The organism is Photobacterium iliopiscarium, assembly GCF_003026395.1.
Taxonomy (GTDB): Bacteria; Pseudomonadota; Gammaproteobacteria; order Enterobacterales; family Vibrionaceae; genus Photobacterium; species Photobacterium iliopiscarium.
On sequence record NZ_PYOO01000002.1, the window covers coordinates 244,154 to 268,118 of the forward strand.

General features: G+C 40.6%; 22 protein-coding genes and 1 other annotated feature. Of the genes, 17 read left to right on the plus strand and 5 right to left on the minus strand.

Features of this window, described 5'->3' with window-relative positions; all coding sequences use genetic code 11:
• Positions 1-5 precede the first annotated feature (5 nt).
• From C9J51_RS04445 to C9J51_RS04460, 4 genes are all read left to right on the plus strand, one after another.
• Positions 6-1,520, plus strand: coding sequence for an inactive transglutaminase family protein (locus C9J51_RS04445; RefSeq protein WP_045039305.1), 1,515 nt, complete (start codon positions 6-8; stop codon positions 1,518-1,520).
• Positions 1,521-1,523: 3 nt separating this feature from the next.
• Entirely contained in the window at positions 1,524-2,498 is a 975-nt protein-coding gene (locus C9J51_RS04450; RefSeq protein WP_045037297.1) for an alpha-L-glutamate ligase-like protein, read from the plus strand.
• Positions 2,499-2,633: 135 nt separating this feature from the next.
• A complete protein-coding gene (locus C9J51_RS04455; protein WP_045037296.1) occupies positions 2,634-3,143 on the plus strand; it encodes a VC2046/SO_2500 family protein in 510 nt (169 codons plus the stop codon).
• A gap of 222 nt (positions 3,144-3,365) precedes the next feature.
• Entirely contained in the window at positions 3,366-4,055 is a 690-nt protein-coding gene (locus tag C9J51_RS04460) for an SDR family oxidoreductase (protein WP_107180456.1), read from the plus strand.
• Positions 4,056-4,260: 205 nt separating this feature from the next.
• Here the strand turns inward: C9J51_RS04460 and adhE are convergent, their stop codons facing one another.
• Positions 4,261-6,939 (minus strand): bifunctional acetaldehyde-CoA/alcohol dehydrogenase, encoded by a 2,679-nt coding sequence (gene adhE, locus C9J51_RS04465; protein ID WP_045037295.1) that lies wholly within the window; start codon positions 6,937-6,939, stop codon positions 4,261-4,263.
• Positions 6,940-7,675: 736 nt separating this feature from the next.
• On the opposite strand from adhE, the gene C9J51_RS04470 reads away from it, so the two are divergent.
• Together C9J51_RS04470 and C9J51_RS04475 are read left to right on the plus strand one after the other, a co-directional pair.
• Positions 7,676-8,314 carry a YchE family NAAT transporter gene (locus C9J51_RS04470; protein ID WP_045039304.1) on the plus strand — a complete coding sequence of 213 codons (639 nt, stop codon included), beginning with the start codon at positions 7,676-7,678 and terminating at the stop codon, positions 8,312-8,314.
• A gap of 181 nt (positions 8,315-8,495) precedes the next feature.
• Entirely contained in the window at positions 8,496-9,320 is an 825-nt protein-coding gene (locus tag C9J51_RS04475) for an ion transporter (RefSeq protein WP_045037293.1), read from the plus strand.
• A gap of 56 nt (positions 9,321-9,376) precedes the next feature.
• Here C9J51_RS04475 and glpQ read toward each other — a convergent pair whose 3' ends face one another.
• Complete coding sequence (gene glpQ, locus C9J51_RS04480; protein ID WP_107236731.1) at positions 9,377-10,462, minus strand: glycerophosphodiester phosphodiesterase; 1,086 nt, start codon at positions 10,460-10,462, stop codon at positions 9,377-9,379.
• Positions 10,463-10,826: 364 nt separating this feature from the next.
• Positions 10,827-12,209 carry a cysteine--tRNA ligase gene (gene cysS / locus C9J51_RS04485; protein ID WP_045039302.1) on the minus strand — a complete coding sequence of 461 codons (1,383 nt, stop codon included), beginning with the start codon at positions 12,207-12,209 and terminating at the stop codon, positions 10,827-10,829.
• Positions 12,210-12,400: 191 nt separating this feature from the next.
• Between cysS and C9J51_RS04490 the strand changes: the two genes are divergently transcribed.
• Positions 12,401-12,895, plus strand: a complete 495-nt coding sequence (locus C9J51_RS04490; protein WP_045037290.1) for a peptidylprolyl isomerase — start codon at positions 12,401-12,403, stop codon at positions 12,893-12,895.
• A gap of 44 nt (positions 12,896-12,939) precedes the next feature.
• Positions 12,940-13,680 carry a UDP-2,3-diacylglucosamine diphosphatase gene (gene lpxH / locus C9J51_RS04495; RefSeq protein ID WP_045039301.1) on the plus strand — a complete coding sequence of 247 codons (741 nt, stop codon included), beginning with the start codon at positions 12,940-12,942 and terminating at the stop codon, positions 13,678-13,680.
• 79 nt (positions 13,681-13,759) lie between these two features.
• Here lpxH and C9J51_RS04500 read toward each other — a convergent pair whose 3' ends face one another.
• Positions 13,760-14,659: a sulfite exporter TauE/SafE family protein gene (locus C9J51_RS04500; RefSeq protein WP_045039300.1), complete on the minus strand. Its 900-nt coding sequence runs from the start codon at positions 14,657-14,659 to the stop codon at positions 13,760-13,762.
• Positions 14,660-14,881: 222 nt separating this feature from the next.
• Here C9J51_RS04500 and C9J51_RS04505 point away from each other — a divergent pair, with 222 nt between their 5' ends.
• The 9 genes from C9J51_RS04505 (at position 14,882) to hisIE (ending at position 23,134) form a co-directional block, all read left to right on the plus strand.
• Positions 14,882-15,406, plus strand: a complete 525-nt coding sequence (locus C9J51_RS04505; protein WP_045039299.1) for a YchJ family metal-binding protein — start codon at positions 14,882-14,884, stop codon at positions 15,404-15,406.
• A gap of 353 nt (positions 15,407-15,759) precedes the next feature.
• Positions 15,760-15,895 (plus strand) — a sequence feature (His leader region).
• 59 nt (positions 15,896-15,954) lie between these two features.
• Positions 15,955-16,851: an ATP phosphoribosyltransferase gene (gene hisG / locus C9J51_RS04510; protein WP_045039298.1), complete on the plus strand. Its 897-nt coding sequence runs from the start codon at positions 15,955-15,957 to the stop codon at positions 16,849-16,851.
• 3 nt (positions 16,852-16,854) lie between these two features.
• Positions 16,855-18,162, plus strand: coding sequence for a histidinol dehydrogenase (gene hisD / locus C9J51_RS04515; RefSeq protein ID WP_045039297.1), 1,308 nt, complete (start codon positions 16,855-16,857; stop codon positions 18,160-18,162).
• Positions 18,163-18,164: 2 nt separating this feature from the next.
• Positions 18,165-19,208 carry a histidinol-phosphate transaminase gene (gene hisC / locus C9J51_RS04520; protein WP_045039320.1) on the plus strand — a complete coding sequence of 348 codons (1,044 nt, stop codon included), beginning with the start codon at positions 18,165-18,167 and terminating at the stop codon, positions 19,206-19,208.
• An 18-nt stretch (positions 19,209-19,226) separates the two neighbouring features.
• Positions 19,227-20,297, plus strand: a complete 1,071-nt coding sequence (gene hisB / locus C9J51_RS04525; RefSeq protein WP_082301431.1) for a bifunctional histidinol-phosphatase/imidazoleglycerol-phosphate dehydratase HisB — start codon at positions 19,227-19,229, stop codon at positions 20,295-20,297.
• Complete coding sequence (gene hisH / locus C9J51_RS04530; RefSeq protein ID WP_045039296.1) at positions 20,297-20,965, plus strand: imidazole glycerol phosphate synthase subunit HisH; 669 nt, start codon at positions 20,297-20,299, stop codon at positions 20,963-20,965. The genes hisB and hisH overlap by 1 nt, the downstream gene beginning before the upstream one ends.
• 34 nt (positions 20,966-20,999) lie before the next feature.
• Complete coding sequence (gene hisA / locus C9J51_RS04535; protein WP_045039295.1) at positions 21,000-21,734, plus strand: 1-(5-phosphoribosyl)-5-[(5-phosphoribosylamino)methylideneamino]imidazole-4-carboxamide isomerase; 735 nt, start codon at positions 21,000-21,002, stop codon at positions 21,732-21,734.
• A 9-nt stretch (positions 21,735-21,743) separates the two neighbouring features.
• Complete coding sequence (gene hisF / locus C9J51_RS04540) at positions 21,744-22,517, plus strand: imidazole glycerol phosphate synthase subunit HisF (RefSeq protein WP_045039294.1); 774 nt, start codon at positions 21,744-21,746, stop codon at positions 22,515-22,517.
• The gene (gene hisIE, locus C9J51_RS04545; protein WP_045039293.1) at positions 22,514-23,134 is read left to right on the plus strand and encodes a bifunctional phosphoribosyl-AMP cyclohydrolase/phosphoribosyl-ATP diphosphatase HisIE; all 621 of its coding nucleotides are present in this window, start codon (positions 22,514-22,516) and stop codon (positions 23,132-23,134) included. The genes hisF and hisIE overlap by 4 nt, the downstream gene beginning before the upstream one ends.
• A gap of 89 nt (positions 23,135-23,223) precedes the next feature.
• Here hisIE and C9J51_RS04550 read toward each other — a convergent pair whose 3' ends face one another.
• Entirely contained in the window at positions 23,224-23,802 is a 579-nt protein-coding gene (locus C9J51_RS04550) for a thymidine kinase (RefSeq protein WP_045037280.1), read from the minus strand.
• Positions 23,803-23,965 lie beyond the last annotated feature (163 nt).

Sequence of the window (23,965 nt, forward strand, 5' to 3'; positions counted from 1 at the left end):
CCGTCATGACGTCGAGAATACCCTTTTATATACTTATCTCCCTGTTAATCATTTCAGGTATTGGATTGAGCGTGTATCGCCATGATGTTTATGGCGTTCCATGGACACCGGGAAAAGAACGTGCGGTATGGGAAGTAGAAGCGAGAGTGCAATTTGATGCAATCGGCGATCCTGTACAAGTAAAAATGTCAGCACCCGGTACACAACAAGGTTTTACACTCATTGATGAAAGCACATCATCACCCCCTAATTATTCAGTAGTAATCCACAATACTAAAGATGGTCGTGAAGCTGATTGGGCAACACGTACAGCCATTGGCAAACAAGTATTGTATTACAAAACGCAATTACTGGTTGATGATCATGCAAAGTACAAATCAGTGCCACCCACAGGTGAACCCGCTGAAGTTAGTTTAAGTAACCCACAACAAACAGCCGCAACAGCATTGTTAACTCAAGCGCGCAATTTATCCGCAGATGATGTGACATTAGCGCGGGAGTTAATTCGCGAGCTGCATGATAAGCAGAATCAAAATGCCGCCGTATTGCTTGATACAATGTCACCGGCAGATGTTGTTACTAGCTTATTGTCACTTGAAGGCATTAATTCTCGTGTTGTCAGTGGGTTAACGCTTGAAGATGGTCGTCGTCGTCAAAGCGTATCACCAATGGTTGAGGTATGGGATAAACAACAGAAAAACTGGCAGTTATTTAGTCTCACCACAGGCGAGCAAGGCAAACCTGAAAATGTGATGATCTGGAACCAACAAGGTAATGCATTACTTGACGTTGTTGGTGGCCGTAACTCAAACATCAGTTTTTCTATTATTGCCCAGGACATTACGCCCCAACGTGCAACACAAGAAAAAATTAAAGTTGAAGATCTATTAAACTTCTCGATTCATAGCTTGCCTCTTGAAGAACAAGCAATGTTTAAAACCATCATGCTTGTACCTATTGGTGCATTAATTGTGGTGTTTTTACGTATCATTATCGGATTAAAAACATCAGGCACATTCATGCCAGTGTTAATCGCGGTTGCCTTTGTGCAAACCCAGCTATTAACCGGTATTGTTGGTTTCCTATTGATCGTAGGCACAGGTTTAATCATTCGAAGTTATCTGTCGAAACTCAACCTACTTCTGGTCGCTCGAATATCCGCGGTGATAATTACCGTAATATTGATCATTTCAATATTTACCGTGGTGGCATTTAAGATTGGTTTGATTGAAGGTCTAACAATTACCTTCTTCCCAATGATCATTTTGTCATGGACAATCGAGCGTATGTCGATTCTATGGGAAGAAGAAGGTGCGAAAGAAGTGTTTATTCAAGGTGGTGGTTCACTATTAACATCAGTGTTAATTTACCTTGCAATGACAACACCTATCGTACGTCACCTAACGTTTAACTTTATTGGTGTTCAATTTATTATCCTTGCAGCTATCTTAATTTTAGGTAACTACACCGGTTATCGCTTAAGTGAGCTTCGTCGCTTTAAGCCACTGACCGAGGACTAATATATGTCATTCTTTTCACAGTTTACTTCACCGAAAAAACTGCGTGATCGTGGCATCATGGGGATGAACAAACGTAACCATAGCTATATCAGTCGTTACAATGAGCGTAGCCGTTTTCCGCTTGTGGATGACAAGCTAAAAACCAAGTTCATTGCCCAACAAGCAGGAGCAACCGTTCCCGATTTGATTGGTGTTATTGATAGCCAAGCCGCTGTTAAGCATATTCACCATATGGTTAAAGACTGGCCTGGGTTTGTAATAAAACCCGCTCAAGGCTCTGGTGGTAAAGGTATTCTGGTGATTGTGAAGCACAAAGATGGAATTTATGTAAAACCATCAGGTGCCGAAATCAACCAACAAGATGTTGAACGTCATATTACCAATACCCTTGCGGGATTATTCTCGCTTGGGGGTAAAAATGATGTTGCCATGGTCGAAAACCTGATTCAATTTGATAATGTGTTTGATGGCTTTAGCTATGAAGGTGTACCTGATGTACGCGTGATCGTATTTAAAGGCTACCCCGTAATGGCAATGATGCGTTGTTCAACCGCAGCGTCTGATGGTAAAGCGAACCTTCACCAAGGTGCTGTTGGTGTAGGAATTGATATTGCATCAGGTAAAGCGATTCGAGCGGTACAGTTTAACTTACCCATTGAACGCCATCCCGACACTGAGCGATTGTTAAGTGAGCTTGAAGTCCCAGAATGGAACAAGCTGTTGGTACTTGCTGCCAGTGCATGGGAAATGACAGGCTTAGGCTATATTGGTACAGATATGGTATTAGACAAAGAAAAAGGTCCAATGGTATTAGAGCTTAATGCTCGCCCTGGTTTAGCGATTCAAATTGCTAACGGCACGGGCTTATTACCACGCCTACGTCATATTGAAGCTATGGGTATAACAGCACATACACCAACTCCAGAAGAACGAGTTGCTTATTGTGCACATCAGTTTGGTACTAAATCTGAGTTCTAATCGACGAGCAATACAATAAAATCACTAGCCCTGACATACTCGGGGCTTTTTATTACCTAAAATAAATCATTAAAGTTACTATTCTTAATGTCGATAACTTAAGTATCTTATTTAACATAGCCAGTTATTGATTACATGCAAACTCAATCACTTGATAATTTACAGCTTATTAATGAAATTCAACTCGGCACTCACCTTAACCATGCGGTTGAAGGTGGACGTCGTGCTGATTTTGCATTGATGTTAGCGTTATTGTCTTCTGATCTGCATGAAAACATTCCGGTTGATACTGCCCCAATAGAAACACTGTCATCACAACAACTGCGGGCTTATTTTGAAATCCCAGCATCACAGCCCCTCACATCGACACCAGCCTGTTATCAACGCGCAGCGGAACAAGCACAAGCCTTTCATCAAGCAAGTTTAACCAGTACCCGCTTATTGGCACAGTTACAACCAACAGCCCTATCTTACCCACCACAACAAACAAAAGGTTTACCGGAAGATTTGTTTCATAATCTATCAATCCACGAACGCCGTAAACTTCCTCCAGTTGAACCAAAACCCCTCCAAGCGGCTCCACAAGATCTGTACTTAGCATTAATTAAATCAAAACGAATGAGTGAAATGAGCTGGGCTGCATAAGCTAATATTTGCAGTTGATCAAAGATAAAATACATCATTTATGATGCAAAAATAATAACCGTATTTGATCGTGACCTTGCTCATAATTTCTTCTTTATTATTATTAGTTTGCGAGCTTATTGACTAATATTGATCGTAGTAATGGCCTTAGATATAACCACTATAAAATTAATACCAATAAGGCTTCAAATAAGACGATTTAAACATTAAGGCTAGGAATATATGCATATCGGACAATCAGTCGTTATCATCACCGATGCGGGTAATCCTATTGGCAAAGCGGTGGCACTTCATTTCGCATCATTAGGGGCAACCTTAGCACTGGTCGATAATAACGAAGTTGAACTAAAAAAAACCTTGCGATCTTGTCGTAAGATTAATAAATCATCGGCTGCATTTTATATAAAATATTACGATGAACTTACTATTAGCGCTCTATTCCAACAAGTCAAAGAGCGATTTGGTGCGATTAATATTTTATTAAACACTTGGACAGGTACAGAAATACCGCATTTACTGTCACCAACATCGATCATTGATTTTAATAATATTATGCAAAATAGCGCCGCCAGTTTTTTTATTTTTGGAAAAATGGCGGCTGAGTTTATGCAACATCAACCTCACCAAAGCGTCATTATTAATCTAGCGCTTAGCCATGAAAATCATCAACCTCATACACCCACAACAAGCAAAACCGTTGTCAGTGGTCTCACTCAAAACTGGGCAAACGAACTGGCTGATTTTAACATTCGAGTTGGAGGTATTGTTCCAATTAACCACCAAGATAAACCTTATGATCAGCAGCCGATTATCGGCGTTCCGATGCAAGATGAAATTGCACGAAATGTTGAATACATTGTGCGTAATGATTCGTTTAGTGGACGAATGATAGAATCAGAAATTGGCGTCTAAGCAGAGTAAAACAATCATCTAATCAAGCTGGCTAAGTATGAATACTTGGCCTTTTTTATGTTGCGAGGTTGCGAGGTTGCGAGGTTGCGAGGTTGCGAGGTTGCGAGGTGAATTTTAAGCACTTATCGATGATGATGTAAATCCCCAAAACAAAAAGCCCGTCTATTGCTAGACGGGCTTTTTTATATTTTAGTCAGTAAAGATATTAAGCTTTTGCTTTTTTACCTTTTGCAGCAACTTGTACTGGCTCTGATTTCTTAGCTACTTCTGCATCTTCAAACGTTTCGCCGTCAACGTATGCTGTACCGTAGTAAGAAGCGATTAATACTTCTTTAAGCTCTTTAATCAATGGGTAACGTGGGTTAGCACCTGTACATTGGTCATCGAACGCATCTTCAGCAATTGCATCAACTTTAGCCATAAACGCAGCTTCATCAACACCAGCAGCTTGAATTGACAATGGAATATTCAATGCAATTTTAAGCTCTTCTAACCAATTAAGTAGCGCATTAACTTTCGTTTCAGTATTACCTTCACGGAAACCTAAGTGCTCTGCAACTTCAGCGTAACGAGCACGTGCTTTAGGACGGTCGTACTGAGAGAATGCAGCTTGTTTAGTTGGGTTGTTAGTCGCATTAAAACGAACAGTATTCGAGATTAATAATGCATTCGCAAGACCGTGTGGTACGTGGAATTCAGCGCCTAACTTGTGTGCCATTGAGTGACATGCACCAAGGAAAGACTGCGCAAAAGCCATACCAGCGATTGTTGCTGCATTGTGCACTTTCTCACGTGCAATTGGATCTTTCTTACCGTTAGCGTAAGAGCTTGGTAAGTACTCTTTAAGCATCTTAAGAGCTTGAAGAGCGTGACCATCTGAGTATTCGTTAGCAAGAACAGAAACGTAAGCTTCTAATGCGTGCGTTACTGCATCGTAACCACCGAATGCACATAAAGACTTAGGCATATCCATTACAAGGTTAGCATCAACAACAGCCATGTTTGGCGTTAGTTCGTAATCTGCTAATGGGTATTTTTGACCTGTCTTTTCATCAGTTACAACAGCAAATGGTGTAACTTCAGAACCAGTACCTGAAGTAGTTGTGATACATACTAGTTCAGCTTTTTGACCCATTTTAGGGAACTTGTAAATACGTTTACGGATATCCATAAAGCGCATTGATAAATCTTCAAAATCAGTTTCTGGATGCTCGTACATTACCCACATGATTTTCGCAGCATCCATCGGTGAACCACCACCAACAGCTAAGATAACATCAGGTTGGTAACTTGCACATGCTTCAGCACCAGCTTTAACTACTGCTAATGTTGGATCTGCTTCTACTTCATGGAATACTTCAACTTCCATGCCTTTCTCTTTCAAGATTGAACGTAGGTCATCGATGTAACCGTTGTTGAACAAGAAACGGTCAGTTACGATTAGAGCACGTTTTTTACCTTCAAGATCACTCATTGCGATTGGTAAACAGCCGCGACGGAAGTAGATAGATTTTGGTAGTTTATGCCACAACATATTTTCTGCTCGCTTAGCTACAATTTTCTTGTTGATAAGGTGCTTAGGACCTACGTTTTCAGAGATAGCATTACCACCCCAAGAACCACAACCTAGAGTTAGTGAAGGCGCTAATTCAAAGTTGTAAAGGTCACCAATACCACCTTGAGATGCAGGTGTATTCACAAGAATACGAGCAGTTTTCATTTTGTCACCGAAGTACGCAATACGCTCTTCGTTATTATCTTGGTCAGTGTAAAGAACTGATGTATGACCAACACCACCTATGTCTAAAATGATACCTGCTTGACGCACAGCATCTTCAAAGTCTTTCGCTTTAAATAGACCTAGAGTTGGTGATAGTTTTTCATGAGCAAATTCATCATCCCATGAAGCTTCTAAGCCTTCACCAATAAGAATTTTAGTTGCCTTAGGCACTTTAACATTTGCTAGCTCAGCGATTTTGTATGCTGGTTGGCCAACGATGTTAGCGTTAAGTGCGCCATTGATAAGTAGTACTTTACGTACTTTATCTGCATCTTCTTTACTTAGAACAACCGCGCCGTATTCAGCAAAACGAGCTTTAACTTCATCGTAAATTGATTCAACAACGATTGCTGCTTGCTCAGAAGCACAGATAACACCGTTATCGAATGTTTTAGACATTAGGATAGAAGAAACAGCACGTTTGATATCAGCAGTTTCGTCGATAACTACAGGTGTATTACCTGCACCAACACCGATTGCAGGTTTACCTGAAGAGTAAGCTGCTTTAACCATGCCTGGACCACCAGTAGCAAGGATCATGTTGACGTGTTCATGTTTCATTAGCGCATTTGATAGTTCAACAGATGGTTGGTCAATCCAACCAATGATATCTTTTGGTGCGCCCGCTTTAACTGCTGCATCTAATACAACTTTCGCTGCGTAGTTAGTTGCATTTTTAGCACGTGGGTGTGGCGAGAAGATACAACCATTACGTGTTTTAAGACAGATTAGCGATTTAAAGATTGCTGTTGAAGTAGGGTTTGTCGTTGGAACGATTGCACAAACAATACCTACAGGTTCAGCGATAGTGATCGTGCCACCTTCATCGTTACGGTCGATAACGCCACACGTCAATTCATCTTTGTATTTATTGTAAATGAACTCAGAAGCAAAATGGTTTTTAATCACTTTGTCTTCCATGATACCCATGCCAGACTCTTCTGCTGCCATTTTAGCAAGTTCGATACGAGCAGTTGAAGCAGCTAGAGATGCAGCACGGAAGATTGCATCAACTTGTTCTTGTGAAAAGCTTGCAAATTCTTTTTGAGCCGCTTTAACGCGTGCTACTAGAGCATCAAGTTCAGCTAAATTAGTTACAGGCATATTCTTTCTCCAAAAATAAAAACTATAAAATTCATTAAAAATCATTTAGTAAGAATATGTTGAAATCTTTTCACATTAAGAGCGTTAAAACTGATTAACACTTTCAACAATACACATACTTAGTAAATTGCTTTCAAAACTGATTATAATTTTTCATACTATAAAAGAAATTGATTTAGATCACCACACTGTCAAAATTCTGAAATAATAACTAATCGATGAAATCTAGTGTTTTATCATGCTTTTACATGCAGTTTCATGAATCTAACGATTGTTTTATCTAATATGTACTAAAAACATTTATTTCACAAGCCGAAATATTACGTAATAAAAATACATTTACTAGCCCCCGTCACGTCTAATTGTGACAGAAATCACGATTTATGACGTTAACTGCTCAATATTTGTTGCATATAATCCATATGAATCATTGATTCACTAAGCCTAATACACAAAATACACTTTACATAATTTATCTGACATAAGATTATCTACGTCTTAAGTCGCATTAATTAGCTTTTATCAGTAGATGAAATACTTAGCTTAGATTAAAATATGGTCGCAATCGTATTTTTCAATAATACGTCCTTATAAAAGCATGGGCAGAGATAATGTCTAGATAAGATCACATAATCTACATAGTGTTGAATCTTTATTACCCATATGCCAATGAGAACACACTTTCTCTTTACTTACTCAGCCACAATAAATGAAGGTAACTTAATAGGTATTAACTATGCAGGCTTTTGATATAGCAATATTTTTACACTTTTTCGTTGGGCTTATTGCGACTGTCAACCCTATCGGTATCATGCCTGTTTTCGTTTCGCTTACGGGAGCCATGAGCCCTGAAGAACGAAACAAAACAGCATTAACCACCAATGTTGCCATTGCCATTATTTTAGTTGTCGCATTAATAGCTGGGCAACATTTGCTAGATCTGTTTAGTATCTCTATTGATTCATTTCGTGTTGCGGGCGGTTTGCTACTGCTAAGCATCGCATTTTCAATGATGAGCGGTAAAATCGGCGAAGTTAAACAGAATAAAGAAGAGAAGTCAGAATCCGTCAGTCGTGAACAAGTGGGCGTTGTCCCATTAGCGATGCCATTAATGGCAGGTCCTGGTGCAATTAGTTCAACGATTGTATATGGCGCACGCTACCCGAGCTTGATGTCCACCGTGGGCATCGCGATCACAATTACCATCTTTGCTTTTTGTTGTTGGCTATTGTTTCGTTCAGCACCTTATATTGTACGGTTTTTAGGTCAAACAGGTATTAACGTTATTACGCGTATTATGGGTTTGATTCTTGCAGCACTCGGTATTGAGTTTATAATCAATGGCCTACGAGTGATGTTACCCGGCTTAAGCTAACAATTTAAGTCACTACCTAAGCCTCAGCCTATTCATTTGCTGGGGCTTTCTTTCCTCTGATAATTACTTAAGTCACTGCGAGGTTTTGATATACTAGATAACATTCAAGCCAATTAATAACGCACCACAAACCGTAAAATATTATGTTGGCGTCTTATCTGTTAATAAATACAATTAAATTATGACAAAACTAACACTCACCCCAAGACAACGTCTCTATCAAATTATTTTCGGCACTTCTACTCGCTTTGGTCAATGGTTTGATATCGCCTTAATTATTGCCATTATCAGTTCTGAAATAATTTTAATTATCTCATCAGTTGCGAGCATTGAATCACAATACCCACATTTATTGGTTATTGCAGAATGGTCATTTACCATTCTATTCACTATTGAATACATTTTGCGTTTATATTGTTCACCACGACCACTCGCCTACATGCGCAGCTTTTATGGTGTGATCGATTTAATGGCCATTTTACCCGCTTATATTGCCTTTTTAATTCCAGGTTCAAACTACTTACTTATCATTCGTCTTATTCGTGTGTTACGTATTTTCCGCGTGTTGAAACTGGCAAGATTTCTTAAAGATTCCAATATCTTATTACGCTCACTTCGTCATGCTCAGCGTAAAATAGTGGTCTTTTTTAGTTCGGTTTTAATTCTGGTTACTGTCTTTGGCTCATTAATGTTCATTATTGAAGGCCCAGCAAATGGTTTTACTAGTATTCCAAAAAGTATTTATTGGGCAATTGTCACAATCACAACCGTTGGTTATGGCGATATTGTGCCTCACACCGTAATGGGTAAGGCGTTAGCATCATTAACCATGTTATTAGGCTACTCTATTCTTGCCGTACCTACGGGGATTATTACCGCAGAGTTAAATCAAGAGATGAAAACTCATCGAGGTCTGATTCGTTGCCCTAACTGTGCGACTAGCGGTCACGAAATGGATGCTGAATATTGTAAAAAATGTGGAACACAACTGCCAGAGACGTTATAGGACAAAAAAGCCCGTGCCAATAAATGGAACGGGCTATAACTACAAAAAATTATTTACTACTTTTTAGACGACGATTGTTGTTGTAAAAAATGCACGGCTTTATCCGGAAAATCAGTAAAGACACCATCGACATCCGCTTGATTATAAAACACCTCTAGCATGCCATCGTAATCTTTAACATAGGCAGGAATACGATCTTTATCGGCACGAAATGTATAAGGATGTACAACCATACCGTTCGCATGGGCATTTTTCACCATATCAGTGAGTTCTATGTGTCCTACCGTTGAACTGTCTTTCACTATCATCGGTTTCCACGGGCCAATACCATCAGCATACTGAGACAAGACTTTCATGCCATTGGGCTCAAACATCCAATCATAACTATAAGGATGTGCTTTACCTGCTTTGTCATACTCCATGGTCTCATTCCAATCTGTTTCCGCCATCAACTGTACTAAATTCAAATCCATGCCCATGGCTGGCATTAATTGATCATTAATACGTTTAAGCTCATTGAAATCAAACGTTTGTAAATAAACATTACTGTTTTTATCAATATAACCATAGTGCTTTAGTACTGTTAATACCGCTTTACTGATGTCTTTGCCTTCATGGCGATGAAACCATGGCGCTTTAATTTCTGGATACAAGCCAATGTCATAACCCAAGGTTTTATTTAACCCCTGAATCATTTCAATTTCTTCTTGGAACGTTGGAACGGTAAAATGAGACTTCCAAATAGGGAACCGTTCAGAGAAACCTTGTACTTGCTTACCTTCTTTAATATCAAAACCTTCTGTCACACTTAGCTGTTTAATCTCTGCCAAGGTAAAATCAATTGCATAAAAACGACCATCTTTACGGGCTCGATTTGGAAAAACAGCAGCAACATTGGTCACACGATCCAGATAATGGTCATGTAACACCACCAACTTATCATCTTTTGTCATTACCACATCTTGCTCGATATAATCTGGCTTCATCGCATAAGCAAGTGCCTTTGCTGGTAAGGTATGTTCTGGTAAATACCCTGAGGCACCACGGTGGGCAATAACGACTTTATCAGTATTAGGTTGAGCAATAACATGCGAGGACAATACAGCGCAGCCAATCATTGTTGCTAGAATCATTTTTTTCATTATTATTCCTTCAATCACATATTGGTTCATATCGAACATGTAAATGCTCATTCGAAGCAAATAATACGGATAATAAATGACAGTTTTGCGATCAGATGCGTATATAATGCTTTTTTCAGCTTGAATAATAACTTTAATTCTCAAATGGTGACTTTAATTCCAAAGTGGAATAAAGCTATTAAATATTCATCGTATCGACTTATTTGTTTCATACTTTGCTTTTACCACGTCTATAACGTGATAAAAATCAAACCGTAATAACGGCAAAAATCGTATAAACAAGCCGACATTAAGCCGATAACATAAAAGAAAGATATAAAAAAACCGAGGCAGAACACCTCGGTTTAATAAAGGACAGATTTAATTATTTACGACGCCAAGTTGTACCTTGTGCACCATCTTCTAAAATAATGCCCATCGCAAGTAGCTTATCACGCGCATCATCAGCAGCAGCCCAATCTTTTGCAGCACGCGCATCTAAACGCTGTTGAATTAATCCTTCAATTTCAGCCACGTTATCTTCTTCACCAGCACCACCTTGTAAGAAGGTTTCAGGATCTTGAGATAATAAGCCTAAAATATCAGCCAATTCTCGCATACGTGCACCTAACAAAGATGCAGCTGCAATATCATCCGTTTTAAGACGGTTGATCTCACGCGCCATATCAAACAATGCAGAATATGCTTCAGGCGTATTGAAATCATCATCCATCGCTTCTTTAAAACGAGCAACAAATTCTTCACCACCAGCCGCTTCTACTGATGTATCTAAGCCACGTAGTGACGTATATAAACGCTCAAGTGCTGAACGCGCTTGTTTAAGATTATCTTCACTGTAGTTAAGCTGGCTACGGTAATGACCAGACATTAAGAAGTAACGTACAGTTTCAGGATCGTAATGGTTTAACACATCACGAATAGTGAAGAAGTTACCTAATGATTTAGACATCTTTTCACGATCGATCATCACCATGCCACTGTGCATCCATGTATTCACGTATTGACCATCGTGAGCACAGCATGATTGCGCAATTTCATTTTCGTGGTGAGGAAATTGTAGATCTGAGCCACCACCATGAATATCAAAGTGATCACCAAGAATAGATGAATTCATCGCTGAACATTCAATATGCCAACCCGGACGACCAGGACCCCATGGTGATTCCCATGTTGGCTCACCAGGCTTCGACATTTTCCACAAAACAAAGTCTAATGGACTGCGTTTTGCCATATCGATATCAACACGCGCACCCGCTTGTAGTTGATCAAGATCTTGCTTAGAAAGGCGACCGTAATCGTCATACTTGCTCACTTCAAACATTACGTCGCCATTTGATGCAACATAAGCAAAGCCACGTTCAATTAAACGTTCACAAAGAGCGATGATTTCAGCAATAAATTGCGTCGCACGTGGTTCAACATTCGGACGTTTCATGCCTAAAGCATCAAAGTCCGCATGCATTTCACCGATTAAACGCTCTGTTAATGATTCACAGCTTTCGCCATTTTCAGCGGCACGCTTAATGATTTTATCGTCGATATCAGTAATGTTACGAACGAAAGTAAGATCGTAGCCTGAGTAACGCAAATAACGCGACACAACATCAAAAGAGACAAATGTACGACCGTGTCCGATGTGACATAAATCGTAGATCGTAACGCCACAAACGTACATACCGACTTTGCCAGGATGGATGGGTGTAAATACTTCTTTTTGTCGTGTGAGCGAATTATAGATCTTTAACATGTCTCAGCATTACTCATTAATTTCAAATTTGTCGGTAATTACACCTTTTATAGCATTTGATCGCAAGGAAAATTCAAGGATGGATGCTATTTTAGCCATTAGTGCAGATTAAGCGGGTAATGTTTGTCTGACACGGCTAAGGTAAGTTAATATCCACGCTTAAAGAAAATACTCCATTTAAGGAAAAAATCATGATCACTCTTCACACAAATTTCGGTGACATCAAAATTAATCTTTTCGAAGATAAAGCACCTGTAACATGTGCTAACTTCCTAGAATACTGCCGTGACGGTTTCTATAATGGCACTATTTTCCACCGCGTTATTGATGGTTTCATGGTTCAAGGCGGCGGCATGCTTCCTGGTATGGAAGAGAAAGAAACTCGCGCAACAATCAATAATGAAGCAAACAATGGCCTAAGCAACAAAACAGGCACATTAGCAATGGCGCGTACTAATGCACCACACTCTGCTAGCTCACAGTTCTTCATTAACGTAAAAGATAACAACTTCCTAGACTTCACTGGCGAAAACATGAGTGGCTGGGGCTACTGTGTATTTGCTGCTGTTGTTGAAGGCATGGATGTAGTCAATAAAATCAAAGCAGTAAAAACAGGCCGTAACGGTTACCACGACGACGTGCCGGTTGAAGACGTTATCATCGAAAACGTAACAATCGAAGACTAATACTTCGCAAAGGGCGGTCAGTTACCGCCCTTTATTAAACTCTTATGACCACATTATTTATCTCAGATTTGCACTTAAGTGCTGAACGTCCTGACATTACCGCTTGTTTCTTACGCTTTATGGCCGAAGAAACCCACCATATCGATGCCTTGTATGTATTAGGGGACTTATTTGAAATGTGGATAGGCGATGATGAAGACTCCCCTTTCTTACAGCAAGTCAAGCATGCCTTCAAAACCCTGACTGATGCTGGCACACCGTGTTACTTTATTCATGGCAACCGTGACTTTTTAATTGGTAAACAATTTAGCCGTCAAACGGGAATAGCCTTATTGCCTCAACATACGGTGGTTGATCTATATGGTACACCAACCTTAATTTTACACGGTGATACACTGTGTATTGAAGACCAAGCCTACCAACGTTACCGTAAAAAAGTCCACAATCCTGTTATCCAATGGTTATTTGCACGATTACCGTTATCATACCGAGTTAAAATCGGTGATAAATTCCGCAGTAACAGCGGTAAAAATAATCAAACCAAAAGCCAATCGATTATGGATGTTACTCAAGCAGAAGTAGTACGAGTAATGCGCGATGCACATGTCACTCAAATGATTCATGGTCACACACACAGACCTGATATTCATGATCTTGATATTAATGGCATTCCTGCACAACGCATTGTTCTTGGTGATTGGTATGATCACGGTTCAGTGCTGGTCTATCGCCCCGATGGATATCAATTAGAAACACGTGATTTCAGTGCTTCTAACACGAAATAATAAGCATAAAAAAAGGTACGACATGCGTACCTTTTTTATTGCTACAAAATCTATTGATTATCATTTACTGGCATAACACTTATTGTGCTTCTACCACGGTATTACTTGGCATCACTTTTCTATCAGCAAGCCATGAGCGATACATAGTGATCGAGGTGTAGAACACAACAATACACACTAACCACGATAATACATGCATATTTAATGACTTCACTAAATAAGCGGCAATGATCACCATTATCGGTCCAACAACGGCAACAGTTACTGTTGCGCGACTATTAAAACGATTATGGCGAATAAAGCTAGCTGATGAGAAAAAGCTTAAAAATGCACATGAACACATCATGACCGGAAAGGCCGCCAACGGATTCATTCCCAGAAGGTAAATCATTACCATACAGGGTGCATACAAACCAATACCCACCGTCATTAACGCGCCAAAAATAAAGTTACCAATAATTCCAATAACCAATTTCCAGCCGCTTAAACCCAGACTACTGCCACCTAATGGAAAGAGCTTTAATTGACCAGCAAGCATTAAGCCAGCCACAATTAACAAAGCAACACTCATTACGATGCGAATATGTTGCCGATCCCAACGAGAAACTAACCGTGCCCCCATTGTGGCACCAACGCAGGCTGCCGCCACCAAGCTTAATAATGTCACTGAATCAACAGCGACAGCAGTCATAAAAATAAATGACTGAAACACAGTGGGGAGTACTGATTGGCTATTCAGTGTTCCAGGTAATTGTTGATCATCAATAAGCTTAAACTGTTTATAACCTGAGGTCATAATGGCAAAACTGCCAATACCTAAAGTGTCACAAAAGTGCGCAAAGCCACCGATAATCGCAATCGGGATAATACGTGTATCAGCTTCCTGCTTGTGATTTCTTCGCCATGCTGCCAACAACATCACACAAAAGATACCACCACCAACAAGCAATCCCGCTTGTATCAAGGTAAATATGGACATAACTACTATTAAACAAAAAAGAGGGTTATTTGAGGAGCACAAAAGGTGCATTGCAAATGGCAATTATTCCAGCCGCAAATATTATGTACTTATACGCTATGAGTTACCATTGTTTTAGTCATTCCATCAATATATTGCGGTAAATATAAACACTGATTGCTAATTGAGATAATGAAAACGTAAACTAGCCCTAATTTCTTTATTAAAATCGGCTTAAAAAAGATGTCAAAACACCATAATGAATGTCCTTGCGGCAGCCACAAACCGCTTGTTGAATGCTGTAAACCCATTCATCTTAATCATGCATTAGCAACCCATCCAGAACAGCTTATGCGTGCGCGTTACAGTGCTCATGTGCTGGGTTTAGTTGATTTTGTAATACAAACATATCACGCCAGTTGTGAAGCAGAACATCACCGTGAAGCCATTGCCGAGTCGATTAACCTTAAATGGCTAGGCCTAGAAGTTATTAGCAGTGAAATTGCGGCTGATGGTCAGGGTTTTGTTGAATTTAAAGCAGGTTATAAAGAAGCAGGTGAAGAATATATACTGCAAGAGCGTTCTCGATTTGTGCAAGAATCCATTAATGGTCAATGCTATTGGTTTTACATTGATGGTGAATACCCTCAGCCACCACCAAGCGAACAACCGCCAGCACCGAAGCCAATAACCGTTACTAAAACTGTTGGTCGTAATGATCCTTGTTCATGCGGTAGCGGTAAAAAATATAAAAAATGTTGTGGCTAATGCTAGCGTATTAACACCACTCATCAATAAAACTGAGTAAGGATGCTCAGTTTTATTGATGCATTATTTGTTGCGATATTGAAAAAACACCCTTAAATAATTTACATTTAAAGAATGCTATCCTCTATCTTTAATTTTAAAAGTAAAACAATCCATTATAGTTCATCACCTTACCAATAAAAATACTGCATCCCATTCCTTCAGCGCATCAATACAAACAATTAACATTTATTTTAACTTTTCGCTTAAATTATTGTTGCAAAAAACAACAGCCTTCGTTAGTGTGAATGACAACAACAAATAATGTTCACCCTTATTGAGTAACTATTTATGCGTATCCAAATGATTCTATCTCAACATCATCATCATCCTGACTAGTCTTTCGGGAGGATACGCCTCACCCTGGAAGACGTCTTTTTTCTTCCTGTGGTCATAACGGAATATCTCATTCAGACCCTCGGAAGAAACTTCTTTCGAGGGTTTTTTAATACCTGATTTTCAATCTGAAATTTTTATTATTTGAATGAATTTAGACAAGGAATATACCTATGCAAACACAACGATTACGCATTGCGATTCAGAAAAAAGGCCGTCTTAGTAAAGAGTGCCAAGACTTACTTAAACGCTGTGGTGTTAAATTCAATATGGTCGGTGAGCGATTAGTGGTTCACGCCGAAAATATGCCAATTGATTTATTACTCGTTCGAGATGATGACATTCCCGGTCTGATCATGGATGGCGTGGTAGATTTAGGCGTTATTGGTGAAAATGAACTTGAAGAAGTTAGCCTTGAGCGCGCAGCACGTCACGAAGCCAGTGATTACCTCAAACTACGTCGACTGGATTTTGGCGGTTGCCGTCTTTCTATCGCAATTGATAAAGATACTGATTACAACGGGCCTCAAGATCTTAATGGCAAGCGTATTGCGACCACTTACCCGCAGTTAGTCAAACGCTACATGGACAATATTGGGGTTCAATTTACAACCTGTATGCTCAATGGTTCTGTCGAAGTTGCACCACGAGCAGGTTTAGCCGATGCCATTTGTGATTTGGTATCGACAGGTGCGACCCTTGAAGCTAATGGCTTAAAAGAAGCCGAAGTGATCTTGCGATCTAAAGCGGTATTAATTCAATCAATGGCAGTGATCAGCGTTGAAAAACAAGCCCTAATTGAACGACTCCTTATTCGTATTCAAGGTGTTATTCAAGCTAAAGAATCTAAATACATCATGCTACACGCGCCTACTGATCGCCTTAATCAAATTAAACAATTATTACCAGGCGCTGAAGATCCAACCGTATTGCCTCTTGCTGGTGACAAAAGTCGCGTGGCGATCCACCTTGTTAGCTCTGAAAATCTATTCTGGGAAACCATGGAGCAACTTAAAGAATTAGGTGCGAGCTCTATTTTAGTCTTGCCCATTGAAAAAATGATGGAGTAAGTCATGAAAACCGTACTATGGCAATCACTCACTAAAGACCAGCAACAACAACTGTTGACGCGCCCTGCTGTAAATAACAGCGCGAATATCACGGCCATTGTCAGTGATATTATTAAACAAGTCCGTCAACAAGGCGATGGTGCACTATTTACGCTTACTGAAAAATTTGATGGTATCCGTCCGGCAACACTTAGCGTCTCTGCAAATGAAGTTGATACGGCTTGTGCACGGTTAAGTGATGACATGAAAGCAGCCTTAGAGCAGGCGCACCGCAATATCACCACTTTCCACCTTGCACAACAGCAACCGACCTTGCGAGTGGAAACCCAAACAGGTGTAATTTGTGAACAAGTCACCCGCCCGGTTAACTCGGTAGGGTTATATATTCCTGGCGGTAGTGCCCCATTGCCTTCAACCGTACTGATGTTAGGCGTTCCTGCACAAATTGCTGGTTGTCGTCATATTGCCTTATGTTCACCACCACCGATTGCTGATGAAATTTTGTATGTCGCCAAACTATGTGGCATTAATGCTATTTACAACGTTGGGGGATCACAAGCCATAGCAGCAATGGCTTATGGCACTGACACTATTGCCAGTGTTGATAAGATTTTTGGCCCAGGTAATGCCTTTGTTACCGAAGCAAAACGACAAGTCAGTAATGACTTCAACGGTGCAGCGATTGATATGCCAGCCGGACCCTCTGAAGTATTGGTCATTGCCGATGAAACAGCTGATCCTGAATTTATTGCCGCTGATTTATTAAGCCAAGCCGAACACGGGCCTGATTCACAAGTTATCTTAGTCACATCAAGCCAAACTATTGCTGATCAAACTGCGACTGCAATTGAGCGCCAATTACGCCAACTAACACGGGCTGACATTGCTCAACAAGCCTTAGCATCTAGCCTTTTGATCGTAACCGAAACCTTACTTCAGTGTGTGGCGATTTCTAATCAATATGGTCCTGAGCACTTAATTGTTCAAACCTGTGAGCCAAGAGAATTAGTGCCACTGCTTGATAATGCAGGTTCAATTTTCTTAGGTAAATGGTCACCAGAATCGGTGGGCGATTATGCCTCAGGCACTAACCACGTGTTACCGACCTATGGCTATACCCGCACTTATTCAAGCCTTGGTTTAGCCGATTTCAGCAAACGAATGACAATACAAGAATTATCAGCCGACGGTTTACTCGGTATTGCAAAAACAGTGACCACAATTGCAGCAGCGGAAGGTCTTGACGCTCACAAACATGCTGTCACTATTCGGGTTAATAAATTAATTGCACAACAAGAGAACGCATTATGACCATCGCTCAACTAGCCCGTAAAACTGTACGTGAATTAACCCCTTACCAATCAGCACGTCGTTTAGGCGGTAAAGGTGACATCTGGCTCAATGCCAATGAATCTCCGTTTGCCAATGAATACAGTATTAATCTTGCGGGCTTAAACCGTTACAGTGAATGCCAACCACCTGAGCTGATCAACGCTTATGCTGATTATGCTGGGGTTGAGCCACAACAAGTATTAACCTCGCGGGGGGCGGATGAAGGCATTGAGCTGATTATAAAAGCCTTCTGTGAGCCAAATTGCGATAGCATTCTCTATTGTCCACCCACTTATGGTATGTATGCCATTAGTGCAGAGATCAACGATATTAATGCCAAGGTTGTGCCGTTAACACCTGAATGGCAATTAGACCTTAATGCCATTGCAGAGCAACTTGATAACGTCAAGATCGTGTTTGCTTGTAGTCCCAATAATCCCACTGGCAATCTATTAGTTCGTAAAGATATTATCGCCTTACTTGAAATGACCACTGATAGAGCATTAGTGGTTATTGATGAGGCCTATATTGATTTTAGCCTTCAAGACAGCGTTAAAGATTTATTAGCAACGTATCCGCATCTGGTTATTTTGCGAACCTTATCTAAAGCGTTTGCACTGGCAGGACTACGTTGTGGCTTTACTTTAGCCAACAAAGAAATCATTGAAATTCTACTCAAGATCATTGCCCCTTACCCTGTTCCAGTGCCTGTAACTGAAATTGCAGTGCAAGCCTTATCACCAGCAGGCCGCGCACGGACCAAATTTCAAGTATTAGATCTGTGTGCTAACCGCGCTTATCTACAAGCAGGTTTGGGGATGTTAGCCGGCGTCACCGTATTTGATGGTTATGCCAACTACTTATTAGTTAAATTTACAGATGCCGATAAGCTATTCAATACGCTATGGGATAACGGCATTATTTTACGCCGTTCACCGATAGAGAACTGCATTCGAATCAGTGTCGGTAACCGTGACGAATGTGAAAAAACCCTCGCGTTTATTCGCGGCCAATTACAACAATAATTAATAAGGACATTGATTGTGAGCAAAGAGAAAATTCTATTTATCGACCGTGATGGCACCTTAATTGTTGAGCCCCCCGTCGACTTTCAAGTTGATCGATTAGACAAACTACAATTTGAACCGAATGTGATTCCGGCATTACTTGCACTTCAAAATGCAGGTTATACCTTAGTGATGGTCACCAACCAAGACGGCCTCGGTACTCATAGTTACCCCCAAGCTGATTTTGATGCCCCTCATTCGATGATGATGGATATTTTCAGCTCACAAGGGGTTCACTTTAGTGACGTCTTGATCTGCCCCCACTTTGACCACCAGCAATGCAGTTGCCGTAAGCCAAAGTTGGGGCTAGTTAAAGACTACTTACAACAAGGTCGGGTTGATTTTGCTAACTCGGCAGTGATTGGTGATCGTCAAACAGATCTTCAATTAGCTGAAAATATGGCGATCCGTGGTATTCAATACCATCCTCAAACCATGCACTGGCAACAGATCGTGACAGATCTCACCACCCAACCACGGATCGCAGAAGTGGTACGTACCACCAAAGAAACCAATATTCGTGTCAAAGTGAATTTAGATCAAACGGGAGGTAATACGATTTCAACCGGATTAGGATTCTTTGATCACATGCTTGATCAAATTGCCACTCACGGTGGTTTTCAAATGACATTAACGGTTGATGGTGACTTACACATTGATGATCATCACAGTGTTGAAGATGCTGCCCTCGCCTTAGGTGAAGCACTACGTCAAGCGCTTGAAGATAAGCGAGGGATTGGCCGGTTTGGGTTTAGCTTACCGATGGACGAATGTTTGGCACAATGTGCGTTAGATTTGTCTGGTCGTCCTTATCTTAAATTTGATGCCACATTTAGCCGCGATCGTGTCGGTGACCTTTCTACGGAAATGGTGCCACACTTCTTTCGTTCATTAACCGATACCCTAGCCTGTACGTTGCACTTATCGTCAACAGGCAATAATGATCACCACATTGTTGAAAGTTTATTTAAAGCCTTTGGACGTACTCTGCGCCAAGCGATAAAAGTGGAAGGTAATGAACTTCCAAGTAGCAAAGGAGTGTTGTAATGACAGCACCATCCATCGCCAACACCATCACTAACACCAAGCAACGGGTGGTGATTATTGATACTGGATGCGCCAATGTCTCTTCGGTTAGATTTGCCATTGAGCGCTTAGGCTATCAGGTACAAATAAGTAAAGACCCGCAAGTGGTATTAGCCGCGGATAAGTTGTTTTTACCCGGTGTGGGTACAGCCAGCGAAGCAATGCATAATCTTGAGCAACGTGATTTAGTGAGCTTGGTCAAACAAGTGACCAAACCGTTATTAGGTATCTGTTTAGGGATGCAGTTACTTGGCAAAGAGTCACAAGAACACGGTCAAAATGGCAACGACATTATTCCCTGTTTAGCGTTGTGTGATGCGTCAGTTGAGAAAATCCAAGCTGAGGGGTTACCACTGCCGCATATGGGTTGGAATACCATTACTCCAGAAGATAATCACCCGCTATTTAAAGATATTCCAGCGGGAAGCTATTTTTATTTCGTTCATAGCTATGCCATGCCCGTGTTTGATCATCGAGATAACCAAAGTGGTGCAACCATTGCGACCACAGAATATGGTCAGCCATTTACCGCTGCGGTACAAAATGGCAATTATTATGGGGTGCAGTTTCACCCAGAACGCTCAAGCAAAGCCGGTGCGCAACTGATAAAGAATTTCTTAGAACTATAACCAATCAGCTGCAACCATAACAAAAGGACATGTAATGATTATTCCCGCATTAGATTTAATTGAGGGGCAAGTTGTACGTCTATTTCAAGGCGACTACGGACAGGTCACCGAATATAACGTCAACCCGACAGAGCAATTTGCGCTCTACCACCAAGCAGGTGCTAACTGGCTGCACTTGGTTGATTTAACTGGCGCTAAAAACACTCAAGCACGCCAATTGACACTCATTAGTCAATTGCTTGCGAGTACACCAGCCAATGTTCAAATTGGAGGCGGAGTACGCTGCGAACAAGATGTCAGTGATTTACTCCATGCGGGTGCGCAACGGGTGGTTATTGGCTCAACCGCCGTTAAGCAACCAGAAAGGGTTAAAGGTTGGATCAAAAAATACGGTGCAGAGCATATTGTATTAGCCCTTGATATTAATATTGATAACAACGGCAACCGTATTGTTGCGGTATCAGGCTGGCAAGAAGACTCAGGTGTCACCATTGAAACGCTACTTGAAGACTTTCTAAAAGTAGGATTAAAACACGTATTGTGTACTGATATTTCACGCGATGGCACACTCACAGGTTCAAACGTCGAATTGTATGTTGATTTATGCCGTCAATATCCACAAGTCCAATTTCAATCATCGGGCGGCATTGGCTCACTTGATGATATTGCCGCACTCAAAGGTTCAGGCGTGGCTGGCGTCATTGTGGGTCGCGCATTATTAGACGGTAAGTTTACCGCTGAACAAGCGTTTACGTGCTGGAATAGCTAAGGAGAACACATGTTAGCTAAACGTATTATTCCTTGTTTAGATGTCCGTGATGGTCAGGTTGTAAAAGGCGTCCAATTTCGTAATCACGAAATCATTGGCGACATCGTACCACTGGCAAAACGTTACGCTGAAGAAGGTGCAGATGAACTGGTTTTCTATGATATTACCGCCTCAAGCGATGGCCGAGTCGTTGATAAAAGCTGGGTATCTCGCGTTGCAGAAGTGATTGATATTCCATTTTGTGTTGCTGGAGGTATTAAATCAACGGTCGATGCAAGCCGTATCCTTCAATTTGGTGCCGATAAAATCTCGATTAACTCCCCTGCACTTGCAAACCCCACTTTAATTTCTGAGCTTGCTGATAAATTTGGGGTGCAATGTATCGTTGTCGGTATCGATTCTTACTTTGACGCTGAAACTGGTCAATATCAGGTGTATCAATTTACGGGTGATGAACAGCGCACGCAAGCGACTCAATGGCAAACACGTGATTGGGTACAAGAAGTCCAACGGCTTGGTGCGGGTGAAATCGTATTAAATATGATGAACCAAGACGGCGTGCGTAACGGTTACGACTTAGATCAACTCAATATGGTACGCAGTATCTGTAACGTGCCTTTAATTGCTTCTGGTGGCGCAGGTGAAATGTCACACTTTCGTGATGCCTTTCAACTTGCCAATGTTGATGGTGCACTGGCAGCATCAATCTTCCATAAACAAATCATTAATATCGATGAGTTAAAGCACTACCTAAAACAACAACAGCTGGAGATTCGACTATGAGTTTAACAACATCTATTGATTGGGAAAAAGTAGCCGGATTGATCCCTGCTATTATTCAAGATAATAACAGTGGCCAAGTATTAATGCTGGGCTACATGAATGATGAAGCACTGGCTAAAACTTTAGCCACAGAACAAGTGACTTTTTGGTCTCGCACTAAAAACCGTTTATGGACCAAAGGTGAAACATCAGGCAACGTCTTACACCTAAAAAGTATTAAGCTCGATTGCGATCAAGATACATTGTTAGTCCAAGTCGATCCGATGGGTCCTACTTGTCACTTAAACACCACTAGCTGTTTTGGTAATGATGACACGACTGATGCTCAACCTGCTTTGGTGTTCCTGCATCAACTTGAGCAAATTTTAGCTGATCGGAAAGGTGCTGATCCTGATTCCTCTTACACCGCTAGCCTTTATGCTCGTGGCACCAAGCGTATATCGCAGAAAGTTGGCGAGGAAGGGGTTGAGGTCGCGCTTGCGGCAACATCGGGTGATAAAGCAGAATTAGTTTGTGAATCAGCCGATCTTATTTATCACTTATTAGTTCTATTGCAAGATCAGAATCTCGCCCTTGAAGATGTTATTAATAAGCTTAAACAACGCCATCAACAATAATGATCAATCGCTATTAATATACGGCATGATTTTTCATTACTCATAAAAAAAGGAAGCCATGCTTCCTTTTTTATTCATTTAAATGCGTATTAAAGCCCTAATGCTTCTTTATAATGCGCACGGCACATTGATACATAAAGATCATTACCACCGATTTCAACTTGATTACCACCAGCAATCGCATTACCCGCAGCATCTTGACGAATTACCATATTCGCTTTACGGCCACAATGACAAATCGTTTTTAACTCAACTAATTTATCAGCCCAAGATAATAAATAACGGCTACCTTCAAATAATTCACCAAGAAAGTCAGTGCGCAATCCATAACATAACACTGGAATATCTAATTTATCGACCACTTCAGTCAATTGATAAACTTGCTCTTTGGTTAAAAACTGGCATTCATCAATCAGCACACAGTCAATTTTACCTGCGTTAGAAAAATTGATTAATATCTGATACAAATCATCCTTCGAATTAAATAATTCTGCATCTTCCTGCAAACCAATGCGAGAGCTAACTTTACCTTTACCAAAACGATCATCAATCGCCGCCGTAAAAATAATTGGCGTCATACCGCGCTCACGGTAGTTAAAAGATGATTGTAATAATGTGGTCGATTTCCCAGCGTTCATTGCTGAGTAATAGAAATACATTTGGGCCATTAGCTTTCCTAGTCATACTAATTACATTTAAAAATCGCGCAGATGCTACATAAAATTATCGCTAATGAAAAGCACCTACATCAACAACTGTTATTGTTACAGTAAAAAAACCAGCTGATCATCATCAACTGGTTCAATTTACACCCATTGGGTTATTTTAATA